The organism is Niallia alba (assembly GCF_012933555.1).
Lineage (GTDB): Bacteria > Bacillota > Bacilli > Bacillales > Cytobacillaceae > Niallia > Niallia alba.
The window spans coordinates 3611708-3636693 of record NZ_JABBPK010000001.1; the positions used below are offsets into that span (position 1 = coordinate 3611708).

Here is a 24986-nt window from a genome sequence, read left to right on the forward strand (position 1 = left end):
AAAGAAATATCACAACGAGAAAAATTTTATCAAAATAATTGATTCAATGCAATACCTTTTGTGCATAATTTCTGAAAAGCTAGGAATATAGAACGAAAAGTAGGCTTCCAATCCTTAAAAACGACAGTACTTTGATCATTTTTCTTTTAATACATTGTGTTCTAAAAAATGGTTCGCCTATTTATGAAACTCGTTAATTCCCACTTCAGACACTTGCTTTACGCGGGAAGGAAGCCTGTTCTCCTCTACTTCCCACAAAAGTACAGAATATCCGCTCCAATCAACTCAAAATCCTTAATTTCAATTTATGTCATAAAAATTAATTTCTAACTTAGTTCGTTTTTTTTACTTCTTGTGTTAGTTTCTCTAAGAAGTCGACATAAGAGACTGTTTCTGATTTTTGTTCTCCGTATTTGCGGACGTTTACGGCTTTATCTTCTACTTCTTTGTCTCCCACTACTAACATGTAAGGGATTTTTTTCATTAGTGCCTCACGGATTTTGTAGCCTATTTTTTCGTCACGTTCATCAAGTTCTACGCGGAAACCGTGTCTTTGTAAGTTTTCTTGCACTTCTTTGGCATAGTCAAAGTGAACGGAAGGTGATACCGGGATCACTTGTACTTGAACTGGTGATAACCAAGTTGGAAATGCGCCTTTGTATTCTTCAATCAGGAATGCAATGAAGCGTTCCATTGTTGAAACCACACCTCTATGAATAACTACTGGACGATGTTGTTTCCCATCTTCTCCTACATATGTTAAGTCAAAGCGTTCAGGAAGAAGGAAGTCTAATTGAACTGTAGACAGTGTTTCATCTTTGCCTAAAGCTGTTTTTACTTGTACATCCAATTTCGGACCGTAGAATGCCGCTTCTCCTTCTGCTTCAAAGTAATCTAGTCCTAGATCATCCATTGCCTCTTTCAGCATGCTTTGTGCTTTATTCCACATTTCATCATCATCAAAATATTTCTCTGTATCCGCTGGATCACGATAAGATAAACGGAACGAGTAATCTGTAATGTTAAAATCTTTATATACTTCTAATACTAAGTTTACAACACGCTTGAATTCATCTTTGATTTGATCAGGTCTTACAAAGATATGCGCGTCATTTAGAGTCATTCCACGCACACGCTGTAATCCTGATAATGCACCAGACATTTCATAACGATGCATTGTGCCTAGCTCAGCGATACGAATTGGCAGTTCACGATAGCTATGAATGTCGTTTTTATAAACAACCATATGGTGTGGACAGTTCATCGGACGAAGAACTAATTGTTCATTATCCATTTCCATAACAGGAAACATATCCTCTTGATAGTGATCCCAGTGACCAGATGTTTTGTATAAATCCACGCTTCCCATGATTGGTGTATAAACATGGTTATAGCCTAATCTTTCTTCTTTATCTACAATATACCGTTCCACGATACGTCTAATTGTTGCACCTTTTGGAAGCCATAGAGGCAAACCTTGTCCCACTTTTTGAGAAGTCATAAATAAATCTAATTCTTTACCAATCTTACGATGATCTCTTTCTTTCGCCTCTTCTAAAAAGCGTAAATGCTCTTCTAGCTCATTTTTCTTAAAGAATGCTGTTCCGTATATACGCTGAAGCATTTTATTATCGCTATTCCCTCTCCAGTATGCACCAGCAATGTTTAACAATTTAAACTCTTTTAGTTTTCCAGTAGATGGTACGTGAACTCCACGGCAAAGATCAATGAATTCCCCTTGTTGATATAATGTTACTGTTTCCTCTTCAGGGATTGCATCAATTAACTCCAGTTTGTATTCATCATCCATTTCTTTAAAGAGCTCAATCGCTTCCGCGCGGCTTACTTCTTTACGGACAATCTCAAGATTTTCATTGATGATTTTTTTCATTTCTTTTTCAATAGCTGGTAAATCTTCTGGTGTTAATGATTGCTCTAAGTCAATATCATAGTAAAACCCATTTTCAATAACTGGACCTACACCTAGCTTTACGTTTCCATAAATTCTTTTAATTGCTTGTGCCATTAAGTGAGCAGAGCTATGACGCAAAATTTCTAATGCCTCTGGACTATCTGGTGTAATGATTTCAAAAGATGCATCTTCTAAAATAGGTCTTTTCAAATCATATAAAGAACCATTAATTTTCCCTGCTAGTGCTTTTTTTCTTAGACCTGGGCTAATAGAACCTGCAATATCTTCTGTTGTAGTTCCTCCCGGAAACTCCTTTACCGCTCCGTCTGGAAATGTAATGTTAATTAATTCTGACATGAAACTTCCTCCTTTATTTTTGCCATGCATGTAAGATAAGAACCGATTAAAAAACGCAAAAAAACCCGTCCCTATACGAAGGGACGAGTTTTAAATTAAAAACACGTGGTTCCACCCTAATTCCCAAACAATTCATTTGTCTAGCTTTAGTTTAAACAGATAACGGCTGCTGATACCGCCAGTCATTACTTAGTATTTCCTGTTCCTGACTGAAGTTTAAAGGTGGTAAGTAATCTTATCGTGTTAGGAAGTTCCCAGCATCCTTCCCTCTCTTTGAACCGTACAAGAAAACCATTGTCCTTATCATTACATGTATAAGTTATAGTTAATTTATGTACGTTATTATATGCTTTTCTCCGCATAAAATCAAGGGGATTAATGGGAATCTTATTTCATTTCTGTCTGTTTATTTATCCTTAGAAAAAAGTGTTCCTTATCAAGAAGTTGTACTCGCTCTTCAAATATATTTAAAATCGTTCGTACAATCGGCAATTCTCTATCCTCTGTATATAGAAAAATTGTTTTCGGAGCAAGCGCAAGCAATGGGCCAAGGGAATATGGGTCGATATAATGGGAAGAAGCTAAATTTCTTTGGTCATACAACATCATAAGCTCTTGCTGAGGTATTTCTCGATATTCTGTATCAAAAAATTGTATTTCTAAGTCGATTACTACATGGATATGATTCACTTTTGCAGCCTTTTTGGAAAGGGAATTTCGCAATGTATGAATAAAAACCTGATATTCTTGTTCCATTTTGTACTCATCAATCGATAATTCTATGTATTTTATTAGCTTTTCAAAAAAAGCCTTTAATCGAAAGGTTACAAAGGAATCAAACGAAAATTCTTTATGCATTTCCACCATAAAGTTATCCAAACTCTCTAGAAGACATGTTTTTATATTGATATCTTTTGTTAAGCTTGTAAGTCCTTCCCGTTCTTCTTCTATTAAACTGTGAAGTATTTCTAATATGCTCCGCTGTTCTAGTTCATCCAAATAGAAATAACGATTTTGTAGTATTTCTCTTGCCCAATCATCTGTTTTTATATGCAAGATAAAAGCGGTTAAGCATTTCTTTACTGCTGTACTGCTTCCATCGGTTTTAACAACTATCCAATTATTGACGTCGTCCATTTTCTCAACCGACTCAACAAATTTCACCTGTTTATTTAAAATGCGCAAAAATCTCATAGCATCTTTTTGATCGTGAAATTGAATTTCAATCAACCGTATCCCCCCTTTATAAAGAAGTCCTCGATTTCATATATATGGGGGATAGGTAGAAAATAGACTATGAAAAATGTAAAGTGCTTTGGATTATGTTTATTAAAAAATACAGTAGAAAAGAATTAGGTCAAATTTTGAGAATTACAAATAAGGCTGGGACAAAAGTATTCCAGCCAACATAATCTGAACAATTATACGAAGATGCTAATGAAAGTTCGTATAATTGTTCGGTTTTTTATTTGTTTTTTAAAGGAAGTCTCCATGAAGGTTAGTGCGTTTCCCCGCAGCCGGAATACACTTCGCTTTCCGTGGGGCTCGCGCTGAGCCGCGGTCTGCTTACAGCCTGCAGGGTCTCAGACTGTCTCGCTAATCCCCGTGGCGTCTTCGTATATTCCGGCTGCTCTGTTTTCCCAACTAATTATATTTCCTCTTGTAAAAAGTGTGTGAAAGCAGCCGCTATCTACTAGCTAAATGAGAAATTGTTCGTCTTTACAGAATATCAATTTAGTTATGTCCCAACCTCAAATCACTATATCAAATTTAAATTATAGAAAGAATAAGAGGACACCTAATACAAAGGCATACAAAATAATGTACCAGGTATACAATGTCTGAAACGAGATAGATCGTTTTTCACATCGGCTTCTTACATATGCAAGTAATCTTCTATTTTTTGTAATATAGGTATAAGTCAGTCCAAATACCAATAATGCCAGGATTATTTTATAAATCCCTGGGCTATAAAAGGATAGAAAAAAGGGGATTAACAACAATAATATGGTTATAGATACAAACAAAAGAAATTGATTATATCGTTTTACTAATAATTTTTCAGCATTCGAAATTTCCGTCAACTTGCCCTTCTCCTTACTAAAAATGAAATCGTCATAGTCGTTTATTTTTTCCTTTTACACGAATTGGTGTAGATAAATAGCGAATTCTTTCCATCACTCTCATCGCCTTCATCTTTTCCTCTTCTCCTCTTTGAGAATAGGTGAGATGATGCTCTAAGCCGCTAAAATCAAAATTGGATGTAAATAAAGTAGGTAAATTCTCTAGCATTCTAAACTGCAATATTGGTCCAAGGACCTCATCACGAATCCAGCTAGACATTGTTTCTGCACCAATATCATCTAACATTAAAATAGGTTCTCTTTTTATGCTTTCAATTTTATCATTTAACGTACTATCAGCAATCGAACTCTTCATTTCTCTAAATAATTCAGGAACATATACAATCATGGAAGAAATTTGCTTTTGAGAAAGTTTATTAGCAATTGCTCCTAAAATATACGATTTTCCTACACCAAATTCCCCATAAAAATATATCCCTTTATGCCTTTGGCCTGGTTTATATTCCTCTACAAATCGAATAGCCGCTTCTACCGCTTCCATTCTCTCTCCATCAAGATCAATTGTATTGAAGGAAGCTTCAAGAATATCCTTCGGTACATATAAGCTTTTAATTAGCTTTTCTTTTTTCTTCTGATTGTCCTCCGAAACCTTGCGCGGGCATCGTTCATATTGAATCTCAATATTCCCTCTTATTATAACAAGGTTAGGATGGTATCCTTGCATCATATTCACACAGCCCTGAAGACTGGAGCACTTATCACAACCCTTGCTTTGATTGGCATATTCATACAGCTTCATCATTCCCACATCAACAGCATTAGAAGTAAGCTCATCCTCATGCTCTCTTAAAAAAGCTCTTACATCAGGATGGGCAAGTACTTCTTGTTTCATAGCACGGTACCTTTCCTGAAAATTATTACCTGCACCAAATTTCTTTAATGTATCATTAATTCTTTCCACCGTTTCATTCACCACCTGATTTTATAATTTTTTTATACGCTCTTCCAGCTCTTTCTTTTTTTGCTCCAACTCTTTATCGCTCGTATTCTTTGCAGAAGTCTTATCAGTTGTTTTTATCTTTTCTTCGTTATCCTGATCTTGTCCAAACCATTCTGGAATCTTTTCCGTCCGAATTGCTTTGCGGTTTGCCTTTGGCTGTGGATTTTTTTTACCTTGAGCCCATTCCATATATTGCTTATGCTCTTTTTTCGCAAGGTCCATTGCATCTTTAACGGTACGGATATTTTTTCTAACCCATTGACCAGCGATTTTTTCGATATAGCCTTTTGTCAATTTCATATCTGTTTTCAGCATAACATATTGAATCAGAACATTAATGACGCCAGGCAACAGTTTTTGCGAAAACATAATTTCCTCTATAATTTGCAAGTCTGTCTTAGAAGGTTCCGCTCCCCCAGATATATCTTTCAATACTTCGCGGGGAGAAGTGTGATCCAAATAATATATCAATTCTTCTTCTTTCGATTTTGGAGCATCTGTTGATGAATGATCCTTTTGCGGTTGTTTTCGATCAACTAACATTGGCAGCAAGTCATTATGTTGAAATTGATACCAATCGCGTGCAGCTATTCTCAATTCTTCCACATCAATTTCGTCCTGATGATTAATCGCACTAATTACGATATTCTTCATTTGAATTGGATCAATTCCATAGATAAAAGAGAGATTTAGTATCGCTTCCTTTACTTTTTTCGTAAAAGCCTTTTTCGATAATAAGGAATCATGAATCCCTGCATATAGCAGCTCAAAGTCAAAATCATCTTTAGTAATTTGAATACCAGTTTGCTCTTCTTTTCCAATATAAGTTTGATCAATAGTATCTTCTTCATCTAATTCATGCATCGCCCGAACTGCACTTCCATGATCAGACATAAAAACATCTTGAAAAGCTTTTGTTATTGGTTGATAACTAGAATCAGAAATTTTTTCATCGGAAAAGAATCTTTTCAATCTGCTATACTGAGCTTTTCCAACTTTTCTATATAAATAAACATTTAACATCCCATCTAGAAAATACTGTGCTGGTGATAAAGGAGGCTGCAATTCATAGATAAAAGCTCTATTTCCATCCTCTTTCTTTAAATAAGTTTTTAATAGACCAATTCCTTCAAGCTTTAGTCTTGCTTCATATATATCATTTAAACCGCAACTCATGAAATTCATTAAACTATGATGTGTATTTGTCATGGACCATAAACGATTTTCTTCGACTTCAGCCCATAAGGTCATATATAAAGCTAAACATTTTGTCCCAATTAAAGGTTGATATAAGAAGGTGATTGTCTTTCGATCATAATCGCTTAACAGCCCATTCACCGTTACTCGATATCTGTCGACCGGAAGTAGGTCTTGCCAATGCTGAGACATATTAATTCTTCCTTTCATACATTCTATTTCCATCAAAAGGAGATAAAAGGCAAAAAAGAGCCAAAGAAATCTTTAGCTCCCTTAGTTATCATTTCCATGTGTCTTTTAGTCTTTTTTTATTAATTCCTTTAATTCGTCAATAAATACATTTATATCTTTAAACTGACGATAAACGGATGCAAAACGCACATATGCTACTTCATCAATTTTCGCCAAGCGATCCATTACCATTTCTCCAATAATTTCACTCTTTATTTCTGAAGCAACGTTACTTCGAAGTTCTTTTTCTACTTCAGCGGTTATTTCTTCCAATTGTTTCAAAGCAACTGGTCTCTTCTCACACGCTCTTATTAAACCACGCAATATTTTATCCCTGCTAAATTCTTCACGCGTCCCTTCTTTCTTCACTACAATTAAAGGAATCTCTTCTACTTTTTCAAAAGTGGTAAATCGATTACCGCAAGCTTCACATTCTCTTCTTCTGCGAATCGATTTATACTCATCAACTGGTCGTGAATCAAGAACGCGGGTGTTATTATGTTGACAGGTAGGACATCTCATTTCATATCAGCTCCGAATTCATTGTTCCATGTATATACTTATCTTCATATTATATAAAAATAAAGGCTTGTACAAGTAATTATATCAAATTCTCTTCTATAAAGTGAAACTTCCATCAGTGGGAGCTACCTTCATCCCCCTGATGGTTAGTTGAACCATTCGGATCTTTACGAACAGTTGATCTCCCACCTTTCTTCCTCGAATTCTCATATGCTTGAGACCCAAGCCATACTGTCCGTTAAGTGTGGGACAAACCTTATTTTCAGGTAGGGAAAACCTGCCATTTTTCCAAAATCCTCTTCGCTTGGTTGATAGAATCTTCCATAGATCCATTATTATTAATTACTTCATCAGCAAGAAGAAGTTTCTCTCGTAATGGCATTTGCGCGTTTATTCGTTTAACAGCCTGCTCATAGCTTAAATCATTTCTTTTCATTAATCGATTAATTTGAACATTTTGATCTACATATACTAAAATCGTTCGATCCACCGTTTGATTTAATTTATTTTCAAAAAGCAACGGAATATCTAAAATCGCTATTTTCTCTCCTGATTCAACTGCTTGTCTCTGCTTAACATCCATTCTTCTTCTTACATCAGGATGTACAATGCCATTAAGTACATTCCGTTCTTCTTCATTTGAAAAGATAATTTCCCCAAGCTTTTGTCTATTTAAGGTACCATCTTGATGTAAAATCTCCTTACCAAAATGGGACACTATTTCTACATATGCTGGTTCTCCTTTTTCTACAGCAAGTCTCGATTCGATGTCTGCGTCAATAATCGGGATGTTTAGTGATTGAAAATAGGAAGATATCGTCGATTTTCCACTCGCAATCCCTCCAGTTAATCCTACTATTATCGTCATAACAATACCTACCTTATTGAATTTAGTATTTAGTATGTAACAAATTTATATAAAGGAGAGAGATAGGTGAAATTCCAAAGGCGATTCGCCAAGGAGGGGCACCGCCTTAGAAGGAACCAACCTATTTCGCAAATTTGGTAAAGAATTAAAGTTTTAAAATCCCAATAATGATTAAGATAATCCCGGGAATAAAAGAGAATTTATCCATATAACTTTTCTCTGACAAAAACTTACCTAGATAAATGCCTAAAGACACAAAGGATGTACTCATAAAAATAACAGCAAGAGTTAAAAATAGTGGCGAAAACCCGAGCATAGAAGCACCAATTCCTGCTCCAAAGGCATCTAAAGACAGAGCAAAACCTAACACAACCGCTTCTAGCCCTGTAATCGTTCCTGATTTATCAAAATCCGCTGATAAAGGTTTCTTTAAAATATTGATGACAATTCCTAAAGATTTTATTTCAAAATTTATAATATTCTTCTCTTCTGTTAGAACTTCCTTTTCTTTACTCGGCTTAAAATATTGGTAAAGAATCCATCCACCTAATATGATTAATATAATACCACCTATACTTTCTGCAAACGATGGGGAGAATATCCTTGAAATAACATGACCTACCAACATTGCTGTTAGAAGTGTCAGACCAGAACAACAGGCGATAATCAGGATAGAATTTAAGGGCATTTTCATTTTTCGCAGTCCATAAGTAAAACCAACACTAAAGCTATCGATGCTGACAGCGATTGCTAATAATAAAAGAGAAAACACCTGGGCCATAAAGATAAGCTCCTTCCAAATCAATAGTAATATACTATATGGAAAGAGCCCATCCAATGTTAATTTAGGTTTATTGATTTTATCTTTTTCTTATTTCTTTTGGCAATTAGGACAAAAAACAGTTCCTCTTCCGCCGACTATAATTCTTTCTAATGTATGTCCACATACTTTGCATTCCTGCCCTTTTCGACCATAAACATATAGTTCAAGCTGGAACATTCCAATTTGCCCTTGGGTGTTTACATAGGATCGGATTGTGCTTCCACCTTTTTCAACCGCTTCGGATAGCGTAGCAATGATTTCTTTATATAATTTCTCTATTTCCTTTGACTTAAGAGAACTTGCCATTCTCTCCGGATGAATACTACTTCGGAATAATGCTTCATCTACATAAATATTACCTAATCCAACCACAATCTTTTGATCTAATAGTGCTGTTTTGATACTACGATTCGTTTTTGATAACCGCTCGGTAAAATTAGCAATCGTAAAATCTTCAGCAAACGGTTCAGGTCCTAATTGAGAAAGAGGCAGGGCGTCTAGTTCTTCCCCTTTTTTAAATAAATGCATCGTACCGAATTTCCGGACATCTTTATATCTTAGCTGAGAGCCATCTTCAAAAAAGAAAATAACATGTGTATGCTTATCAACCGGATCATTAACTTGAAACACACCATATTTCCCTTCCATTCGCAAATGAGAGACGATTGTAAAATCATTTGTTTCGATTAAAATGAATTTCCCCCGTCTTTTAACGTCAAGTATGCTTTGACCAATTAATGCATCAGAAAATTCCTCTGCATTCTCTGGTTTTTTTATCATTTTTGCCCATGAAACCACAACTTCTTTTATGACTTTATTTTGCGTCAACTGTTTCAACGTTTTTCGAACCGTTTCAACTTCTGGTAATTCTGGCATCTTCATCTCCTCCTTTCCTGAATAATTGCTCATATGTTTAGAATAACTACCATTATCATTTAACTCACGCATAACGAGCAGTAAGCCCCCAGTTAAGGGAGCTATCTCTCGTAAAGGTCCGATAAGTGCAACTAACCATGAAGTGGAGGAGGAGTAAAAACCCCCACTCACAGAAGTTTTCCTTATTATTTTGCATCATACCAAGTTGGTCCATAAGAATAATCCACTTTTAATGGCACGCTTAATTCAACTGCATGCTCCATTACATCTGGTACAATTTCCTTTAACTTTTCAATTTCTTCTTTGGGAGCCTCGAAAATCAATTCATCGTGAACCTGTAATAATAATTTAGCTTTTAAGCCTTCTTCTTCCAAACGTTTAGCCATATCAATCATCGCTTTTTTAATGATATCTGCTGCACTTCCTTGGATTGGTGTATTCATCGCTGTTCTCTCAGCGAAGCTACGAAGATTAAAGTTTCTGCTAGTAATATCAGCTAAATATCTTCTTCTATGAAGCAAAGTCGAGACATAGCCTTTTTGCTTTGCGTCTGCCACAATTTCTTCCATATAATTTTTTACTCCAGGATAACTTTCTAAATAGCGTTCAATAAATTTAGCTGCTTCTTTTCTCGTAATATGGAGACTCTGTGATAGTCCGTAGTCACTAATTCCATATACAATTCCAAAGTTAACTGCTTTCGCATGTCTGCGCATATTAGAGGTCACTTCATCAGCTTCTACGTGGAAAACAGACATTGCTGTTTCTGTATGAATATCATGATCTTCTCTAAATGCTTCGATTAATTTCTCATCATTAGCAATATGTGCAAGGACACGCAGCTCAATTTGGCTATAGTCAGCAGCAAATATAACCCAATTCTCTTCTGTCGGTACAAACGCTTGTCTTATTTTTCTTCCTTCTTCTAAACGAATCGGGATATTTTGGAGGTTAGGATCAATCGAGCTTAATCGGCCCGTTTGTGTTAGTACTTGGTTAAATCTTGTATGAATTCTTCCGTTATGGACTACTTTTTGCAATCCTTCTATATAGGTTGACTGTAATTTGCCTAGCTGTCTATATTCTAAAATTTCTCTGATTACTTCGTGTGAACTAGCAAGTTGCTCCAATACATCGGCTGAAGTAGAATAGCCTGTCTTTGTTTTCTTCACAACTGGCAATCCAAGTTTTTCAAATAAAATCACGCCAAGCTGTTTGGGAGAATTAATATTAAAGGTTTCGCCAGCTAACTCATAAATTCGCACTTCGATTTCTTTCAATCTTTCGGAAAGCTCTTCTCCCATTGCTTTCAAGCGAGCAACATCAACTTTTACACCTGTTGACTCCATATCAGCAAGTACCAAGCTTAATGGCATTTCCAAATCATAAAATAACGCTTCTTGATCATTCTTTCTTAATTCATCTTCCATTTCCTCCAGTACTGCCTGAAGAGCGAACGCTTTTCTCACGAGATGATCAGCTAATAAATCTTGTTCTGGAACCTTTCTCTTTGCCCCTTTTCCATAGAATGCTTCATCTGATTGTAAATTAGTGTATCCATACTTTTTAGCAACAGAGGCAACATCTTCAATAGTTGCCGAAGGATCTGCTAAATATGCTGCAATAAGGATATCAAACGTAATCCCTTTTAAATGAATATCTTGATGACGTAATGACACTTCTGATCTTTTAGCATCATAAACAATTTTTTCTTTCTTTTCATCTTCTGCCCAAACTTTAAAAGCAGGTGATTTCAAAGCTTGTTCAATCGGAAGATAATATGCTCCTTTTTCATTTAAAAGAGAAATTCCTAAGATTGGTGCATAATGATAATTATCTTCTAATACTTCGACATACATTATATTTCTATCTGAAAAAATTGTATCTGTAATATTTTCAACTGTTTTAAATTCGATGGCTTCTAATACTAGTTCTTCTTTTTCCGGTGCTTCTCCTAATTTTTCAAGTAAAGAATTAAAGCCAAGCTCCTTGAAGATTTCTTTTAACTTCTCTATTTGCATCCCAGGAAATTCAGTATCATCTAATGTTATCGTTAAAGGGGCTTCCCTGAAAATAGTAGCTAGCTCTTTACTCATCAAAGCCTGATCCTTAAACTCTTCTAACTTTTCTTTCAGCTTCTTACCGCTTACTTTGTCGATAGATTGTACTAAATTTTCTAAGGAATCAAATTCCTTTAGCAATTTAATTGCTGTTTTTTCTCCCACACCTGGAACACCTGGAATATTATCTGAACTATCGCCCATTAGACCTTTCATATCAATAATTCGTTCAGGAGTCAGTCCATATTTCTCTTGAATATGGCTCGGGGTATAGGACTCCATATCTGTTATTCCTTTTCTAGTAATATAGACCGTTGTATTATCCGAACTTAATTGGGTTAAATCTTTATCTCCCGAGATAACAACTACTTCAAATCCATCTTTTTCCCCTTGAAGAGAAAGTGTTCCGATAATATCATCTGCTTCATAGTTCTCAAGCTCGTAATGATGGATACCATAAGATTTTAATAACTCTCTTATATAAGGAAATTGCTCAGACAATTCTGGTGGTGTTTTTTGACGTCCTCCCTTATATTCACTGAAGGTTTTATGACGGAAAGTGGTTTTTCCCGCATCAAATGCAACTAATGCATGTGTCGGCTTTTCCTCTTCTAAAATTTTCATTAGCATCATAGTAAAACCGTAAACCGCATTTGTATGTACACCTTTATCATTGTTTAATAGAGGTAAAGCAAAAAACGCTCGATACGCAATACTATTACCGTCAATTAAGATTAATTTCTTTTTCAAGAAATCCTCCTCCATCCTTTTTATAATGTATATTTTCTCGTAAATAAACGATGATTACTACACAACTCAATACTACCTATTTTACATGACATATTCATAAATGTAAAAAAGCAGAGATGGTTGAAAAAGAGGCCCAGTATACACATTCTTATTTCAACCTACAACGAAATAAGCGTGTAACACACACCTTTTTGCAACAATCTCTGCTTTTTTCATAACTTTAACAGCATCAATTCAGGTATATCGACACAGGCAAAGGTTGGAAATTAGATAATCCTACCAATAATTTCAAACGAACTATTTCCTACCAAGCCCACTATTATACAGGGGAAGCTAAAAGCGGGGTAGCTTTCAGCTTAAGTCCTTAACCAAATGGATAAGGGGGACTTCATAAGTAATTGTACCAACAAAGTGTAAACCCACCATAAACCAAATGTAAAAACAATGTAAATAGAAAAGCGGAAGGGCCTGTTTATCGGTGTACAAACTGGAAACTATCGACTGAGATAAAGGAAACACGATGAACGTTAGTGAATCGATGTTGACTTATCGTAGGGAGATTGTTGGAAGTTTGCTAACCGATAGGCACCGGAGCTAGACAATAGAAAAGCGGAAGGTACCGTTTAGCGCCTTGTGAACTGGAGCGATTTTCTTGAGATAAAGGAAACACAATGAACGTTAGTGAATTGATGTTGACTTATCGTAGAGACAATCGGGAAGTTCATCTTGGCTAGCATTGGACAAAAAAAGAGGGCAACAAATTTTAATGTGCCCTCTTGCCCTTAAAAAGGAAATTCCTTATGCAAAATCACGGTGAAAGTTGTTCCTACTCCCATTTCACTTTCCACCTGAATTGTTCCTCTATGTAATTCCACTAAATGCTTTACAATTGCTAGACCTAAACCTGTACCCCCAGAATTTCTACTTCTCGCTTTATCAACACGATAAAAACGCTCGAAAATTCTTGGAATTTCATCCTGTTCTATGCCTATGCCGGTATCTTGAATTTTCACTTCAATTTTCTTTTTCTTTTCCACCACATAAACATTGATTTCCCCATCGTTTGGGGTATAGATCACAGCATTTGTTATTAAATTTAGAAAAACCTGGGTTAATCTACTTCTATCTCCTTCCATTTGAATCACTTCATTTGATTGAGGAAATTTTAATTTAATATTTTTCGCTTCTGCTCGACCTTCCAGCATTTTAGTCGCTTTATTTAAAATTTCCACCAGATTAAACTCCTCTTTATTTAGAGCAAAATGGTGTTGTTCTAATTTAGATAGGTCAAGAAGATCTTGAATTAATGTTTGTAGTCGATGGCTCTCTTTTAAAATAATTCGTAAAAATTCTTCTAGCGTCTCTCTGTCTTCCATCGCCCCATCGAGAAGTGTTTCAGAAAAGCCCTTAATAGATGTAATAGGCGTTTTTAATTCATGGGATACATTGGCAACAAAATCTTTACGAATTTGTTCAAGCTTCTTCAACTCCGTTATATCATTAAAAACAAGCAAAATCCCCATCCATCTATCGTTTGTCCCAATAATGGGAACTCCATATACTTGAAAACTTTTCTTTTCATTTTGGATTTCCAGCGCCATTTCGCGAATTACCTTATGCTCTGTCATAAAAATTTCTTCTGCAAGATCGGTAACTTGTCTATATGGAATAACTTTATAATATTGTTTATAGAGATAGTCAGCAGACCGGACAAAGAAAATGTCCTTATAGGATTTATTAATTAAATTTATATAACCTCTGCTATCTATTAAAAGTAATCCACTGCTAATACTCTCTATCAAGGTTCCTAAACGATCTTCTTGTATTTCTTGCGCTTTTACCATTTCTTGCATATCTTTAGCTACTTTATTAAGAGAAGAACTTAGAACTCCAGTTTCATCTACTCGATCTTCATACGTTCTAGCATGATAATTACCATTTGCTAAATCGATAGCTACTTTGGTAGCCGATTCTATCGGTCTTGTATAACGATAGATTAATTTATAACCGATTAGATAAATCACTAAAAATGAGAATAGAAACGAAGAAAAAATAATCCAATTAATATGTTGATACGCATTCTCTATTTCTTCCACTTTAGCCCCTATTAGTAAATATCCTTGTCTTCCTTCTTCATCCGTAAGCTCCTGTTGATAAAAATGGAAGTTAGGATTCCCGTTAATAGATACAGCATTCACCTTTTCATTTGAAAGTAAGGTTTGCACTTGATTTTCATATTCTGTTTCTGTCTGCAGTTCTCCCTCATTGAACAACATTTCTCCAGAATCATCAATAATAGTAATCTGTACATCTAACGCTTCACTATATTCTTTCACTAAGCGATTATTAATTTCTAAAATCCCACCATTATTCATGATTTGATTTGCAATTAATGTACTTTCGCGTTTCAATCGATTATCAAAAGAATCCATAAAAGTCTTCTTATTGTATGATTCAATGAAAATAGCGACAAATACAAACACGATAAATATAGTAAATAAAACGCTCGCCATTAATCGAGATTTAAAGCTCTTCATTTATTTTGGTTCCTCTAATTTATATCCTAAACCACGTATTGTTTTAATATATATAGGTTTTTTTGTATTTTCTTCAATTTTTTCACGCAAATGACTAATATGGACATCTACAATTCTTGTATCGCCTACAAAATCATAGTTCCATACTGCACTTAATAACTGATCTCTTGTTAGAACTCTCCCCTTATTTTTAACAAGATATAATAATAACTCAAACTCTTTCGGAGTTAATTCTAATAATTCTTCTTTGAAGTACGCTTCATAATAATTAGGAAGTACTCTTAACTCAGCGATTTTAATACCGTCATCCTCATCTTCATCTATTTCATCAGAAGCTGCAGGTACTTGCATTTGTATTCGTCTCAAAACGGCTTTAATTCGAGCGATGACTTCCCTTGGACTAAATGGTTTCGTCATATAATCATCTGCTCCAAGCTCTAGTCCTAAAACTTTATCAAACTCATCATCTTTTGCCGTTAACATTAATATAGGAGTTAACACTTTCTGTTGGCGTAATTCTTTACAAACATCCATCCCATCTTTTTTTGGCAACATTAAATCAAGTAAGATGACATCCGGATTAGCAGTTAATGCTAGATTCAATCCTTCTTCTCCATCCATGGCAGTTAATACATCATAGCCTGCCTGTTGCAAATTATACTTCAGTAAAGTTACGATAGATTGTTCATCATCTACAACCAAAACCTTTTTCTTCATATACAGCCTCCAAATATGTTAATTCCCCTAAAGTCCCCTTATACCTATTTACATTATAATATATTGTTCGATAAAAATGGAAAAAACATTTATTTGCTGTTTACAAATGCGAAATAATTTTTTAAATTTCTTCGTATTTGTAAATAAGATGGCCGCTTTATTCCACTCTAAACAGACAGTTAGACGCAACTGCAAGCTGCAGAAATTAAGGAAGCTAAATGTTGAAACTCTCCCGTAAAGAACAGATTAACAAAATTAATTCCTAAAAAAAATCGGCTAACTCTTTTTATAGAGCAACCGATTTTTCATGTATTTAATTTAATACTGTCAAGACGTTACGAACCGAATGGACGGATTTGTCTAGTGCCGCTTTTTCTTCCTCTGTTAAATCAAGTTCAATAATTTGTTCGATTCCGTTACCACCTAGAATAGTAGGTACGCCTAGATAAAGATCGTTATAGCCATACTCGCCTTCCAAATAAGCGATAGTTGGAAGGACTCGTCTTTGATTTTTAATAATTGCCTCACACATATCAACTAATGAAGCTGCTGGAGCATAATAGGCGCTTCCATTGCCAAGCAGATTTACAATTTCCGCTCCGCCATTTCTCGTTCTCTCGATAATTTCTTCTAATCTATGTTTTGGAATGAGCGATTCTAATGGAATTCCTCCTGCATAAGAATAACGAATAAGCGGTACCATATCATCACCATGGCCACCTAATACAAATCCTGTGATATCTTTAACAGAAAGGTTTAACTCCATTGCAACAAAGCTGCGAAAGCGCGCTGTATCTAGAATACCAGACTGGCCGATTACTCTATTTTTTGGGAAACCAGATTCTTTATAAACAGTATAAGTCATAGCATCCACAGGATTAGTAAGCACGATAATTACACAATTAGGTGAATACTGAACAATTTCCTTCGTTACCGATTTCATAATAGACTGATTTGTCTGTACGAGATCATCTCTACTCATGCCTGGCTTTCTTGCCATACCAGCAGTTATCACGACAATATCAGAATCAGCAGTATCTTTATAATTAGAAGTTCCAATTATATTTGCATCGAATCCCTGTACAGGACTAGCTTCAAACATATCCAAAGCTTTTCCTTTAGTTGAATTTTCATTTCGTGGAACATCTAATAATACGATATCCCCTAGTTCTTTTTGAGCAAGTAAAAAAGCCGTTGTTGCTCCAGTAAATCCCCCACCAATGATGGAAATTTTCTTGCGCTTAACCATATAATTTCCCCCTTATTAGACCGAGAATGCATAGCCCACCAATAAGCACTTTACTAGTTAGAGTCCCCTTTTACTCCATCTAGAAATACTTTTTTTAGCTTATCCCATTCTAATCCAATACCGCAAAACTTCTGTTTTAGGCAAAAAGGAAGAAGAGATGAGACCAATCTCTTCTTCATATTGTTTCTTAACCCATGTTCTTAATTAATTCATCACCGAACTCTGAGCATTTCACTTCTGTTGCACCTTCCATTAGACGAGCGAAGTCATAAGTCACAACTTTAGAAGCAATCGTGTTTTCTACGGATTGAATCACTAATTGTGCTGCTTCTGTCCAGCCTAAATGTTCAAGCAATAGAACACCTGAAAGAATAACAGAAGATGGATTTACTTTATCTAAGCCAGCATATTTCGGAGCAGTTCCATGTGTTGCTTCAAAAATAGCATGGCCAGTTTCATAATTTATATTTGCTCCTGGTGCGATACCGATCCCACCAACCTGTGCTGCTAATGCATCAGAAATATAATCTCCATTTAGATTCATTGTTGCAACTACATCAAACTCTTTCGGACGAGTAAGAATTTGTTGAAGGAAAATATCTGCAATAGAATCTTTAATGATAATCTTCCCTTCTGCTTCTGCCTGAGCTTGTGCTTTATTTGCTGCATCAGAACCTTGTTCCTCTTTAATGCGATCATACTGAGCCCATGTAAATACTTTATCTCCAAATTCTTTTTCAGCTAATTCATAACCCCAATTTTTAAATGCACCTTCTGTATATTTCATAATGTTACCTTTATGTACTAGAGTTACCGATTTACGACCTTCTTTAATCGCATAATTAATCGCAGCTCTTACTAAACGACTTGTTCCTTCTTCTGATACTGGTTTAATTCCAATTCCAGATGTTTCAGGAAATCTAATTTTATTAACTCCCATCTCTTCTTGTAAAAAGTTAATCAATTTAGAAACAGCCTCTGAGCCTTTTTCATACTCAATTCCGGCATAGATATCTTCTGTATTTTCACGGAAGATAACCATATCTGTATCTTGTGGTCTTTTTACAGGAGATGGTACTCCTTCAAACCATCTTACTGGACGTAAACAAACAAAAAGATCTAATTCTTGGCGTAGGGCAACGTTTAAAGAACGAATACCGCCACCAACTGGTGTAGTTAATGGTCCTTTTATAGCAATTAAATATTCTTTAATAACATCTAATGTTTCAGTAGGTAACCATTCTCCCGTTTCATTAAATGCCTTTTCCCCAGCCAATACTTCTTTCCAAACAATTTTCTTTTCCCCATTGTATGCTTTTTCAACAGCGGCATCTAATACTCTTGATGATGCTGCCCAAATATCTGGTCCAATTCCATCTCCCTCAATATAAGGAACAATTGGATTCGCTGGTACATTTAATACTCCATCTACTACTGTAATTTTTTCTCCTTGCATGTTTCTATCCCTCCGTAAAAAAATAGTTTCTTTTTCCAATGCTACAAACTCCATTGGAAATAGAATGAAATAAATTTATTATAACAAGCTTTGAGAAGCTAATTATATTTACTATTTTGACGAATAAAAAAAGGAAAATGCCAATATACAAACTAAATTCTCCCACATTAAGTATATATCATTCTTTAACTCTATGGGAAATCATATCCTTTTTAGCGTTTGTTAACTGGTACATATTCCAAACGTTCAGGACCAACATAATCTGCTCTAGGGCGAATAAGACGATTATTCTCGTACTGCTCGAGAATATGAGCCAGCCAGCCAGAAACCCTGCTTACCGCAAAAATCGGGGTAAATAAATCATGGTCAATACCTAGACTATGATAAACAGAGGCAGAGAAAAAGTCTACGTTTGGTACTAAATTTTTCTCTTCCTTTAACATTGTCTCAATCTTAATACTCATCTCATACAACTGAGGTTCACCAGTTAATTGTGTTAATTTTCTTGCCATTTCCTTTAGATGTTTGGCACGAGGATCGCCCTTTCGATAAACGCGATGACCAAATCCCATTATTTTTTCTTTGTTCGCTATCTTTTCTCTAATATATGGTTCCACATTGTCAATGCTTCCAATTTCCGTCAGCATTTTCATAACTGCTTCGTTTGCTCCACCATGTAATGGCCCTTTTAATGCTCCTATAGCTGATGTAATCCCTGAATATACATCAGACAATGTTGCAACACAAACTCTAGCAGTAAAGGTAGATGCATTTAGCTCATGATCTGCATGAAGAACGAGCGCTTTATTAAAAGCCTCAATCGCAATGTCTTCTGGTTCTTGCCCATTCAGCATATATAAGAAGTTAGCAGCAAATCCTAAATCTTTTCTTGGAGAAATTGGATCGAGACCTTTTCTTAATCTAGAAAAAGCTGTTACGATAGTTGGCATTTTTGCTTGAAGCCTTACAGCTTTTAAATAATTGGTTTCCGAATCCATTACATCTGCGCTTTCATCATATGCTCCTAATAAAGAGACAGTTGAACGAAGTACAGCCATAGGATGTACTTTATTTAATGGCATTAGCTTCATTTGCTCAATCAAAGAGACTGGTAATTCAGCATTATCTGCCAATTCTTGTTTTAGTTTTGCCAGCTCCGTATCATTTGGCAGTTTTTGATGCCATAATAAATAGATTACTTCTTCAAAACTAGATTGCTCTGCTAACACATCAATATCATAACCCACATAAGCAAGTGAATCATCTATAATGGAACTGATAGAAGATGTTGTTGCAATAACCCCCTCAAGCCCTTTTGTAACAGCCATACATATCTCTCCTTTACACCTTTTCTTTAGTACAAATCTTTCGAACTCCCATATTGTCCCTGCTGTAGTTACCAATATTGTGAAAATCTGTAAAAACAAAGCGATGGAATACACCTTAAATAAATGTTTACTATTTTGTTAGATTAACTGAATATGTACCAAAAAATCAATTAATAATGTAATCCGGATTTATTTATAAAAAAGATGGGGGAGTTTTTCATAAAAAATAAAGTGAGCATCAATCATTTGTAAATGCTTACATTTTCAAATAAAAAAATAAACCATTTGGTACTTATAGATGAGATAAAATGTAACTACCCTTTCATTATAAACAAAAATCTTCAAAATGTCTCATATTTTATACTTAAAAACTGTAGATATAGTAAAAAAAATTTTTTCTGATTCTCCTTTACACTATATTCTTTCTTTTTTTAATTATACCATAAATTCACAGCTCCTGTCTTCCTTATGCATAACAGAGAGTGGATCAGGTTATCCACTCTACTACTTTTATTGCAGCATAAGCAATTCCAGCTCCAATTAACGGACCTACAGCTACCCCGTTAAAGACAGATACTGACAAAATGGTTCCCAAAACAAGAGCAGTTGTAATTTCAGGGGAATCAGCCAATAAACTAACCCCACCCTTTGCGAGCAACGCAACCATAATTCCAGAAATTAAAGCAATCCACGCATACGGTGATTTAAAGGTAGCGGACAAATCTTTAAATCCAATATCGCCTGTTGCAATAGGTACAAGCACAGCAATTGTAATAATTGTTACCCCCCAATTAATTCCTTTTGATTGAATCAAGGCAAATAATTTACTATCTATCCCAATCAGTTTCATTATTAATAAGAAAATAACCGCAATTATTAAAGAATTGTTTTTAGCTACAAGAGCAATTGCCAAAAGCAAATATAAAAATAAATAAGATTGACTAAATAAAAACATAAATGACTCTCCTTTAAAAAACATTAACCAAAAAATCTCTTCCTACTTATTAAATTATTTATAAAAAGCAGGAATTCCGATTAAAAATGCATAAGTATAGAAAATATAGATGAAAAAGGAATTTACTTCTATTCTATTTTGCAATTGATAATGGTCTATTATTTATTATACTAAAAATGGGAGGATTAACATTGAATTATACATATCTTAACCGTACGATTCGGTTTATTGTAGTTATTGTAGCTACCATCCTATTATTTGTTAGCTTCTTTTATTTATCCAAAGTAACCTATCCCTTTATTATAGGATTTCTAATTGCTTTTTTAATGAATCCACTTGTTAATTTTTTGCAATTTAAATGTAAACTGCCTAGAGCCTTTGCTGTAATTTTAAGTATTTTGCTCATATTATCTGTATTTGCTGGGTTAGTTTCTTTACTAATTGCCGAGATTGTAGCAGGGGCGGCTTATCTGGGTGAGGTAGTACCGAAACATATTGATATCATTATTCGATATATTGAGGATTTGTTCGCAGCGCAAATTATCCCATTATATAATAAAATATCACAAACCTTCAATAATCTTGGAACAGGTCAACAAGATACGATTATGACAAATATAAATAAAGTTGGCGAACAGGTTGGAAATGTTATGGGAGATTTTTTGCAATCCTTTTTCCTTAACATTCCCATCATACTATCCTGGTTTCCTAATGCAGCGAGTGTTCTAATATTCTCTTTATTAGCCACGTTTTTTATTAGTAAAGACTGGGTTCGGTTATCATTGAAGTTCGGAAAATTTTTTCCTTCTAAATGGTTAAATAGTGGAAAAACAGTTTTCTTTGAATTAAAGAAAGCTTTACTTGGATTTATTAAAGCACAGTTAACGCTTGTTTCGATTACAACAGTCATTATTTTAATTGGCCTTTTAATACTTCGAGTTGATTATGCGATTACGATTGCACTCTTAACTGGAATAGTTGATATTATTCCGTATTTGGGTACAGGTCTAATATTCGTTCCTTGGATAATTTATGAGATTATTACTGGACAAATCGTGCTGGCAATAGGGTTATCGGTGCTCTATATCGTCGTTTTAGTTCAACGGCAAATAATGGAACCAAAAATTCTCTCTTCTAATATTGGGCTAGATCCCTTAGCAACCTTAATTGCTCTATTTGTTGGATTTAAGCTTTTTGGATTTATCGGGCTAATTATTGGTCCTGTTTCCCTAGTCATTGTCACTACCTTACATAGAGCAAATGTTTTTCAGGACATTTGGAAATTTATTAAAGGAGAAAGTGAGATACCGAAATAAAGTGAGGGTTTCCCTTCATCTCCCACCTATCTTCCTTGAATTCTCCTAAACTTACGGTTGGGTCTTACTGTCCGTTAAATGTGGGATAAAGATGTATTTATTAATCTCTTTGAGAGCAAAGTTTGAAAAAAGGAGCGGTGAATTTCCAATTGGAAATTCACCGCTCTTTTTCATCTATATCTAATGTTAGTATGGACCTCTAATAGAATTTTTCACTTTATCTTCATAAAATGTTCTTAGTGTTTGTAATTCATCCATATTAAATGTTTTTTCCTCTAATGCTTTTAAGTTTTCAACAATTTGCTTTCGATTTTTGAATCCTGGAATTACACAAGAAATACCTTGCTGATCCAATATCCATCGTAATGCTGCAGTAGCCATTGACTTTCGACCATTCGCAATCCAAGTAAGCTCATCTGCTAATTCTACACCCTTTTTAAAACCAAGCCCTGCAAATGTTTCTCCTACATTAAAGGCTTTCCCATTTTCATTAAATTTGCGATGATCATCTTCATCAAAAGTATGATTTTTCGTAAATTTCCCAGTAAGTAAACCACTAGCCAACGGAAGACGCACAAGAATCCCGACCCCTTGCTTCTCCGCTACAGGAATTAATTTCTCAAGTGGTTTTTGGCGAAAAATATTAAAAATAACTTGCAACGCCTTTACGTTTGGATTTTGCAAGCATATAAGCCCCTGCTCCACTGTTTCAACACTTACTCCATAATTCCGAATTTTTCCTTTTTGCTGTAATTTATCAAGTACCTCAAATACTTGACCATCTTTTAATATTTCTGTTGGCGGACAATGAATTTGGTATAAATCGATTGCTTCTCTATTTAATCGCTTTAAACTATTTTCACAATACTGACGAACACTTTCGTCTGAGTATGTTTGCTGTGCAAAAATATCTCCTCCACGACAAAACTTAGTTGCAATATGGATTTGATCCTCTTTCCCTTTCGTGGCCTTAGCAAGCAGCTCCTCACTATGTCCATCTCCATATACATCTGCTGTATCAAAAAAATTCACGCCTTTTTCGATTGCCAGTTCTAAGGATTTTAATGCTTCAGTGTCATCAACCTTTCCCCATGAACCACCAATTGCCCACGTACCGAAACTTACTTCACTGATTTTTAGGCCTGTATTTCCTAAATTTCTGTAATTCACTCTTTAAGCACCTCCACTAGCTAAGACTACTTACACGATTTTATTGAAATTAATGCTAATTTGAACGGTATCTGTAAAAAGAAAAAATCTAAAGGAGTCTCTACTCTGTGCGTATACAGATAAGTTGTTCTATCAAAATTATAACAAGGATTAATAAGTTTGTATATTAAATAAACCAACGTATAAAAAACGATTCCCTTTGTTTATCTTTTGGATAAATAGTTTTTCAACAATATTTATCCCTTTTGTTTAGGTTTGGTTAATAGACAAACTGTAGTATAATTAATCAATTAAGAATGATGCTTTAAGAGATAATTCAACTTCTGATAATAAATAAATTTTTCCAGTTCAAAAGGCAAGATACGGGATAAAAGGAGACTAAGAAAAAACATGCATATTACTTGGAATCAGCAATTGGTAAAAAAAGAAAATAAGTCACTATGTTTATATTTAATTAAAAACAATGCTCCAATCTCTCGGGCAGATATTGCGCAACAAACAGGATTAACAAAGGGCACTGTCTCCTCCTTAGTATCAGAGCTTATTGACGAACAGTTAATCTATAAATCTGGTCATGGCGAGTCGAGTGGAGGCAGACGACCTGTCATGCTGCTATTTAATGAACAAGCAGGCTATTCAATCGGTATTGACCTAGGTGTCAATTACATATTAGGAATTTTAACCGATTTACGTGGAAATATTATTTATCGGATAAATGAAAAGTATGTAAATTTAACGTATGAAGATACACTAGAAATGATAAAAAAAATTATTACTACTTTAATAGAGAATGCTCCTAAATCTCCTTATGGTGTAATTGGGATTGGAATTGGCGCACCAGGGATTATAAACATGGAAGGAGAGATTCTACTAGCACCAAACCTTGGCTGGAAAAACATATCGCTTAAGAAACAATTAGAGGCACAATTTCATCTTCCTGTTTTAGTCGAAAATGAAGCAAACGCAGGAGCCTATGGAGAAAAGGAATTCGGCCTAGGGCAACCTTTTCAAAATCTTATTTATGTAAGTGCAGGCATTGGAATTGGTGCTGGCATTATTATTAACGGAGAATTATATAAAGGAACGCTAGGTTATTCAGGTGAAATCGGTCATATGACCATACAAAAGGATGGACTAGAATGCCGCTGTGGCAATAAAGGCTGCTGGGAACTATATGCTTCTGAACAATACTTATTAACTAGAGCTACACAATTAAAGCTAGGAGATAAAAAACAAATTCATTTAAATGACTTAATTGAGCTTGCTAACCAAGGAAATAACCAAGCAATCCATTTATTCCATGAGGTGGGGGATCATTTAGGATCTGGAATTATAAATATCATTCATACATTTAATCCAGAACAAATCATCATTGGAAATCGCCTCTCCTTAGCAAAAAGATGGATAGAGCCACGTGTGAAAAAAATGATAAGTAATTATACTTTACCCTTTCATCAATCGAAGCTGACTATCCATTTCTCTGATATTGATTTTGCGTCCTCTGCCTTAGGGGCTGCAGCTTTTTCTACAGAGAATTTTTTAAGATGTATGTTGCAGCCGGATTAATTGCTGTTTAGA

At 34.9% G+C, this 24986-nt stretch carries 18 protein-coding genes; 2 read left to right on the forward strand and 16 right to left on the reverse strand.

Going from position 1 to position 24986, the window contains the following annotated elements:
• Positions 1-331 precede the first annotated feature (331 nt).
• The 15 genes from thrS to HHU08_RS17445 all read right to left on the reverse strand — a co-directional run bounded on the left by thrS (position 332) and on the right by HHU08_RS17445 (position 20922).
• Entirely contained in the window at positions 332-2269 is a 1938-nt protein-coding gene (gene thrS / locus HHU08_RS17375; RefSeq protein ID WP_169188951.1) for a threonine--tRNA ligase, read from the reverse strand.
• A gap of 387 nt (positions 2270-2656) precedes the next feature.
• Positions 2657-3499 carry a putative sporulation protein YtxC gene (locus tag HHU08_RS17380; RefSeq protein WP_016201806.1) on the reverse strand — a complete coding sequence of 281 codons (843 nt, stop codon included), beginning with the start codon at positions 3497-3499 and terminating at the stop codon, positions 2657-2659.
• A gap of 885 nt (positions 3500-4384) precedes the next feature.
• Positions 4385-5314 (reverse strand): primosomal protein DnaI, encoded by a 930-nt coding sequence (gene dnaI, locus HHU08_RS17385; protein WP_101730659.1) that lies wholly within the window; start codon positions 5312-5314, stop codon positions 4385-4387.
• 21 nt (positions 5315-5335) lie between these two features.
• Complete coding sequence (locus tag HHU08_RS17390) at positions 5336-6742, reverse strand: replication initiation and membrane attachment family protein (RefSeq protein WP_016201809.1); 1407 nt, start codon at positions 6740-6742, stop codon at positions 5336-5338.
• A gap of 105 nt (positions 6743-6847) precedes the next feature.
• Positions 6848-7303: a transcriptional regulator NrdR gene (gene nrdR, locus HHU08_RS17395; protein WP_016201810.1), complete on the reverse strand. Its 456-nt coding sequence runs from the start codon at positions 7301-7303 to the stop codon at positions 6848-6850.
• A gap of 262 nt (positions 7304-7565) precedes the next feature.
• Complete coding sequence (gene coaE / locus HHU08_RS17400; RefSeq protein WP_016201811.1) at positions 7566-8171, reverse strand: dephospho-CoA kinase; 606 nt, start codon at positions 8169-8171, stop codon at positions 7566-7568.
• A 145-nt stretch (positions 8172-8316) separates the two neighbouring features.
• Positions 8317-8952, reverse strand: coding sequence for a sporulation membrane protein YtaF (gene ytaF, locus HHU08_RS17405; protein ID WP_016201812.1), 636 nt, complete (start codon positions 8950-8952; stop codon positions 8317-8319).
• A gap of 90 nt (positions 8953-9042) precedes the next feature.
• The gene (gene mutM / locus HHU08_RS17410; protein ID WP_016201813.1) at positions 9043-9870 is read right to left on the reverse strand and encodes a DNA-formamidopyrimidine glycosylase; all 828 of its coding nucleotides are present in this window, start codon (positions 9868-9870) and stop codon (positions 9043-9045) included.
• A gap of 185 nt (positions 9871-10055) precedes the next feature.
• Positions 10056-12680 (reverse strand): DNA polymerase I, encoded by a 2625-nt coding sequence (gene polA / locus HHU08_RS17415; protein ID WP_205835639.1) that lies wholly within the window; start codon positions 12678-12680, stop codon positions 10056-10058.
• Between the two features lie 782 nt (positions 12681-13462).
• The gene (pnpS, locus tag HHU08_RS17420; RefSeq protein WP_016201814.1) at positions 13463-15217 is read right to left on the reverse strand and encodes a two-component system histidine kinase PnpS; all 1755 of its coding nucleotides are present in this window, start codon (positions 15215-15217) and stop codon (positions 13463-13465) included.
• Positions 15218-15934, reverse strand: coding sequence for a response regulator transcription factor (locus tag HHU08_RS17425; RefSeq protein ID WP_016201815.1), 717 nt, complete (start codon positions 15932-15934; stop codon positions 15218-15220).
• A 313-nt stretch (positions 15935-16247) separates the two neighbouring features.
• Complete coding sequence (gene mdh, locus HHU08_RS17430; RefSeq protein ID WP_169188953.1) at positions 16248-17183, reverse strand: malate dehydrogenase; 936 nt, start codon at positions 17181-17183, stop codon at positions 16248-16250.
• Between the two features lie 187 nt (positions 17184-17370).
• Positions 17371-18639 carry an NADP-dependent isocitrate dehydrogenase gene (gene icd, locus HHU08_RS17435; RefSeq protein WP_016201818.1) on the reverse strand — a complete coding sequence of 423 codons (1269 nt, stop codon included), beginning with the start codon at positions 18637-18639 and terminating at the stop codon, positions 17371-17373.
• A 212-nt stretch (positions 18640-18851) separates the two neighbouring features.
• Positions 18852-19967 carry a citrate synthase gene (citZ, locus tag HHU08_RS17440; protein WP_016201819.1) on the reverse strand — a complete coding sequence of 372 codons (1116 nt, stop codon included), beginning with the start codon at positions 19965-19967 and terminating at the stop codon, positions 18852-18854.
• A 487-nt stretch (positions 19968-20454) separates the two neighbouring features.
• On the reverse strand, positions 20455-20922 hold the full coding sequence (locus HHU08_RS17445) for a DUF441 domain-containing protein (RefSeq protein WP_016201820.1): 468 nt from the start codon (positions 20920-20922) through the stop codon (positions 20455-20457).
• 191 nt (positions 20923-21113) lie between these two features.
• Here HHU08_RS17445 and ytvI point away from each other — a divergent pair, with 191 nt between their 5' ends.
• On the forward strand, positions 21114-22238 hold the full coding sequence (gene ytvI / locus HHU08_RS17450; RefSeq protein ID WP_016201821.1) for a sporulation integral membrane protein YtvI: 1125 nt from the start codon (positions 21114-21116) through the stop codon (positions 22236-22238).
• A 186-nt stretch (positions 22239-22424) separates the two neighbouring features.
• Here ytvI and HHU08_RS17455 read toward each other — a convergent pair whose 3' ends face one another.
• Complete coding sequence (locus tag HHU08_RS17455; protein ID WP_169188954.1) at positions 22425-23408, reverse strand: aldo/keto reductase; 984 nt, start codon at positions 23406-23408, stop codon at positions 22425-22427.
• A 390-nt stretch (positions 23409-23798) separates the two neighbouring features.
• On the opposite strand from HHU08_RS17455, the gene HHU08_RS17460 reads away from it, so the two are divergent.
• A complete protein-coding gene (locus HHU08_RS17460; RefSeq protein WP_169188955.1) occupies positions 23799-24974 on the forward strand; it encodes an ROK family transcriptional regulator in 1176 nt (391 codons plus the stop codon).
• Positions 24975-24986 lie beyond the last annotated feature (12 nt).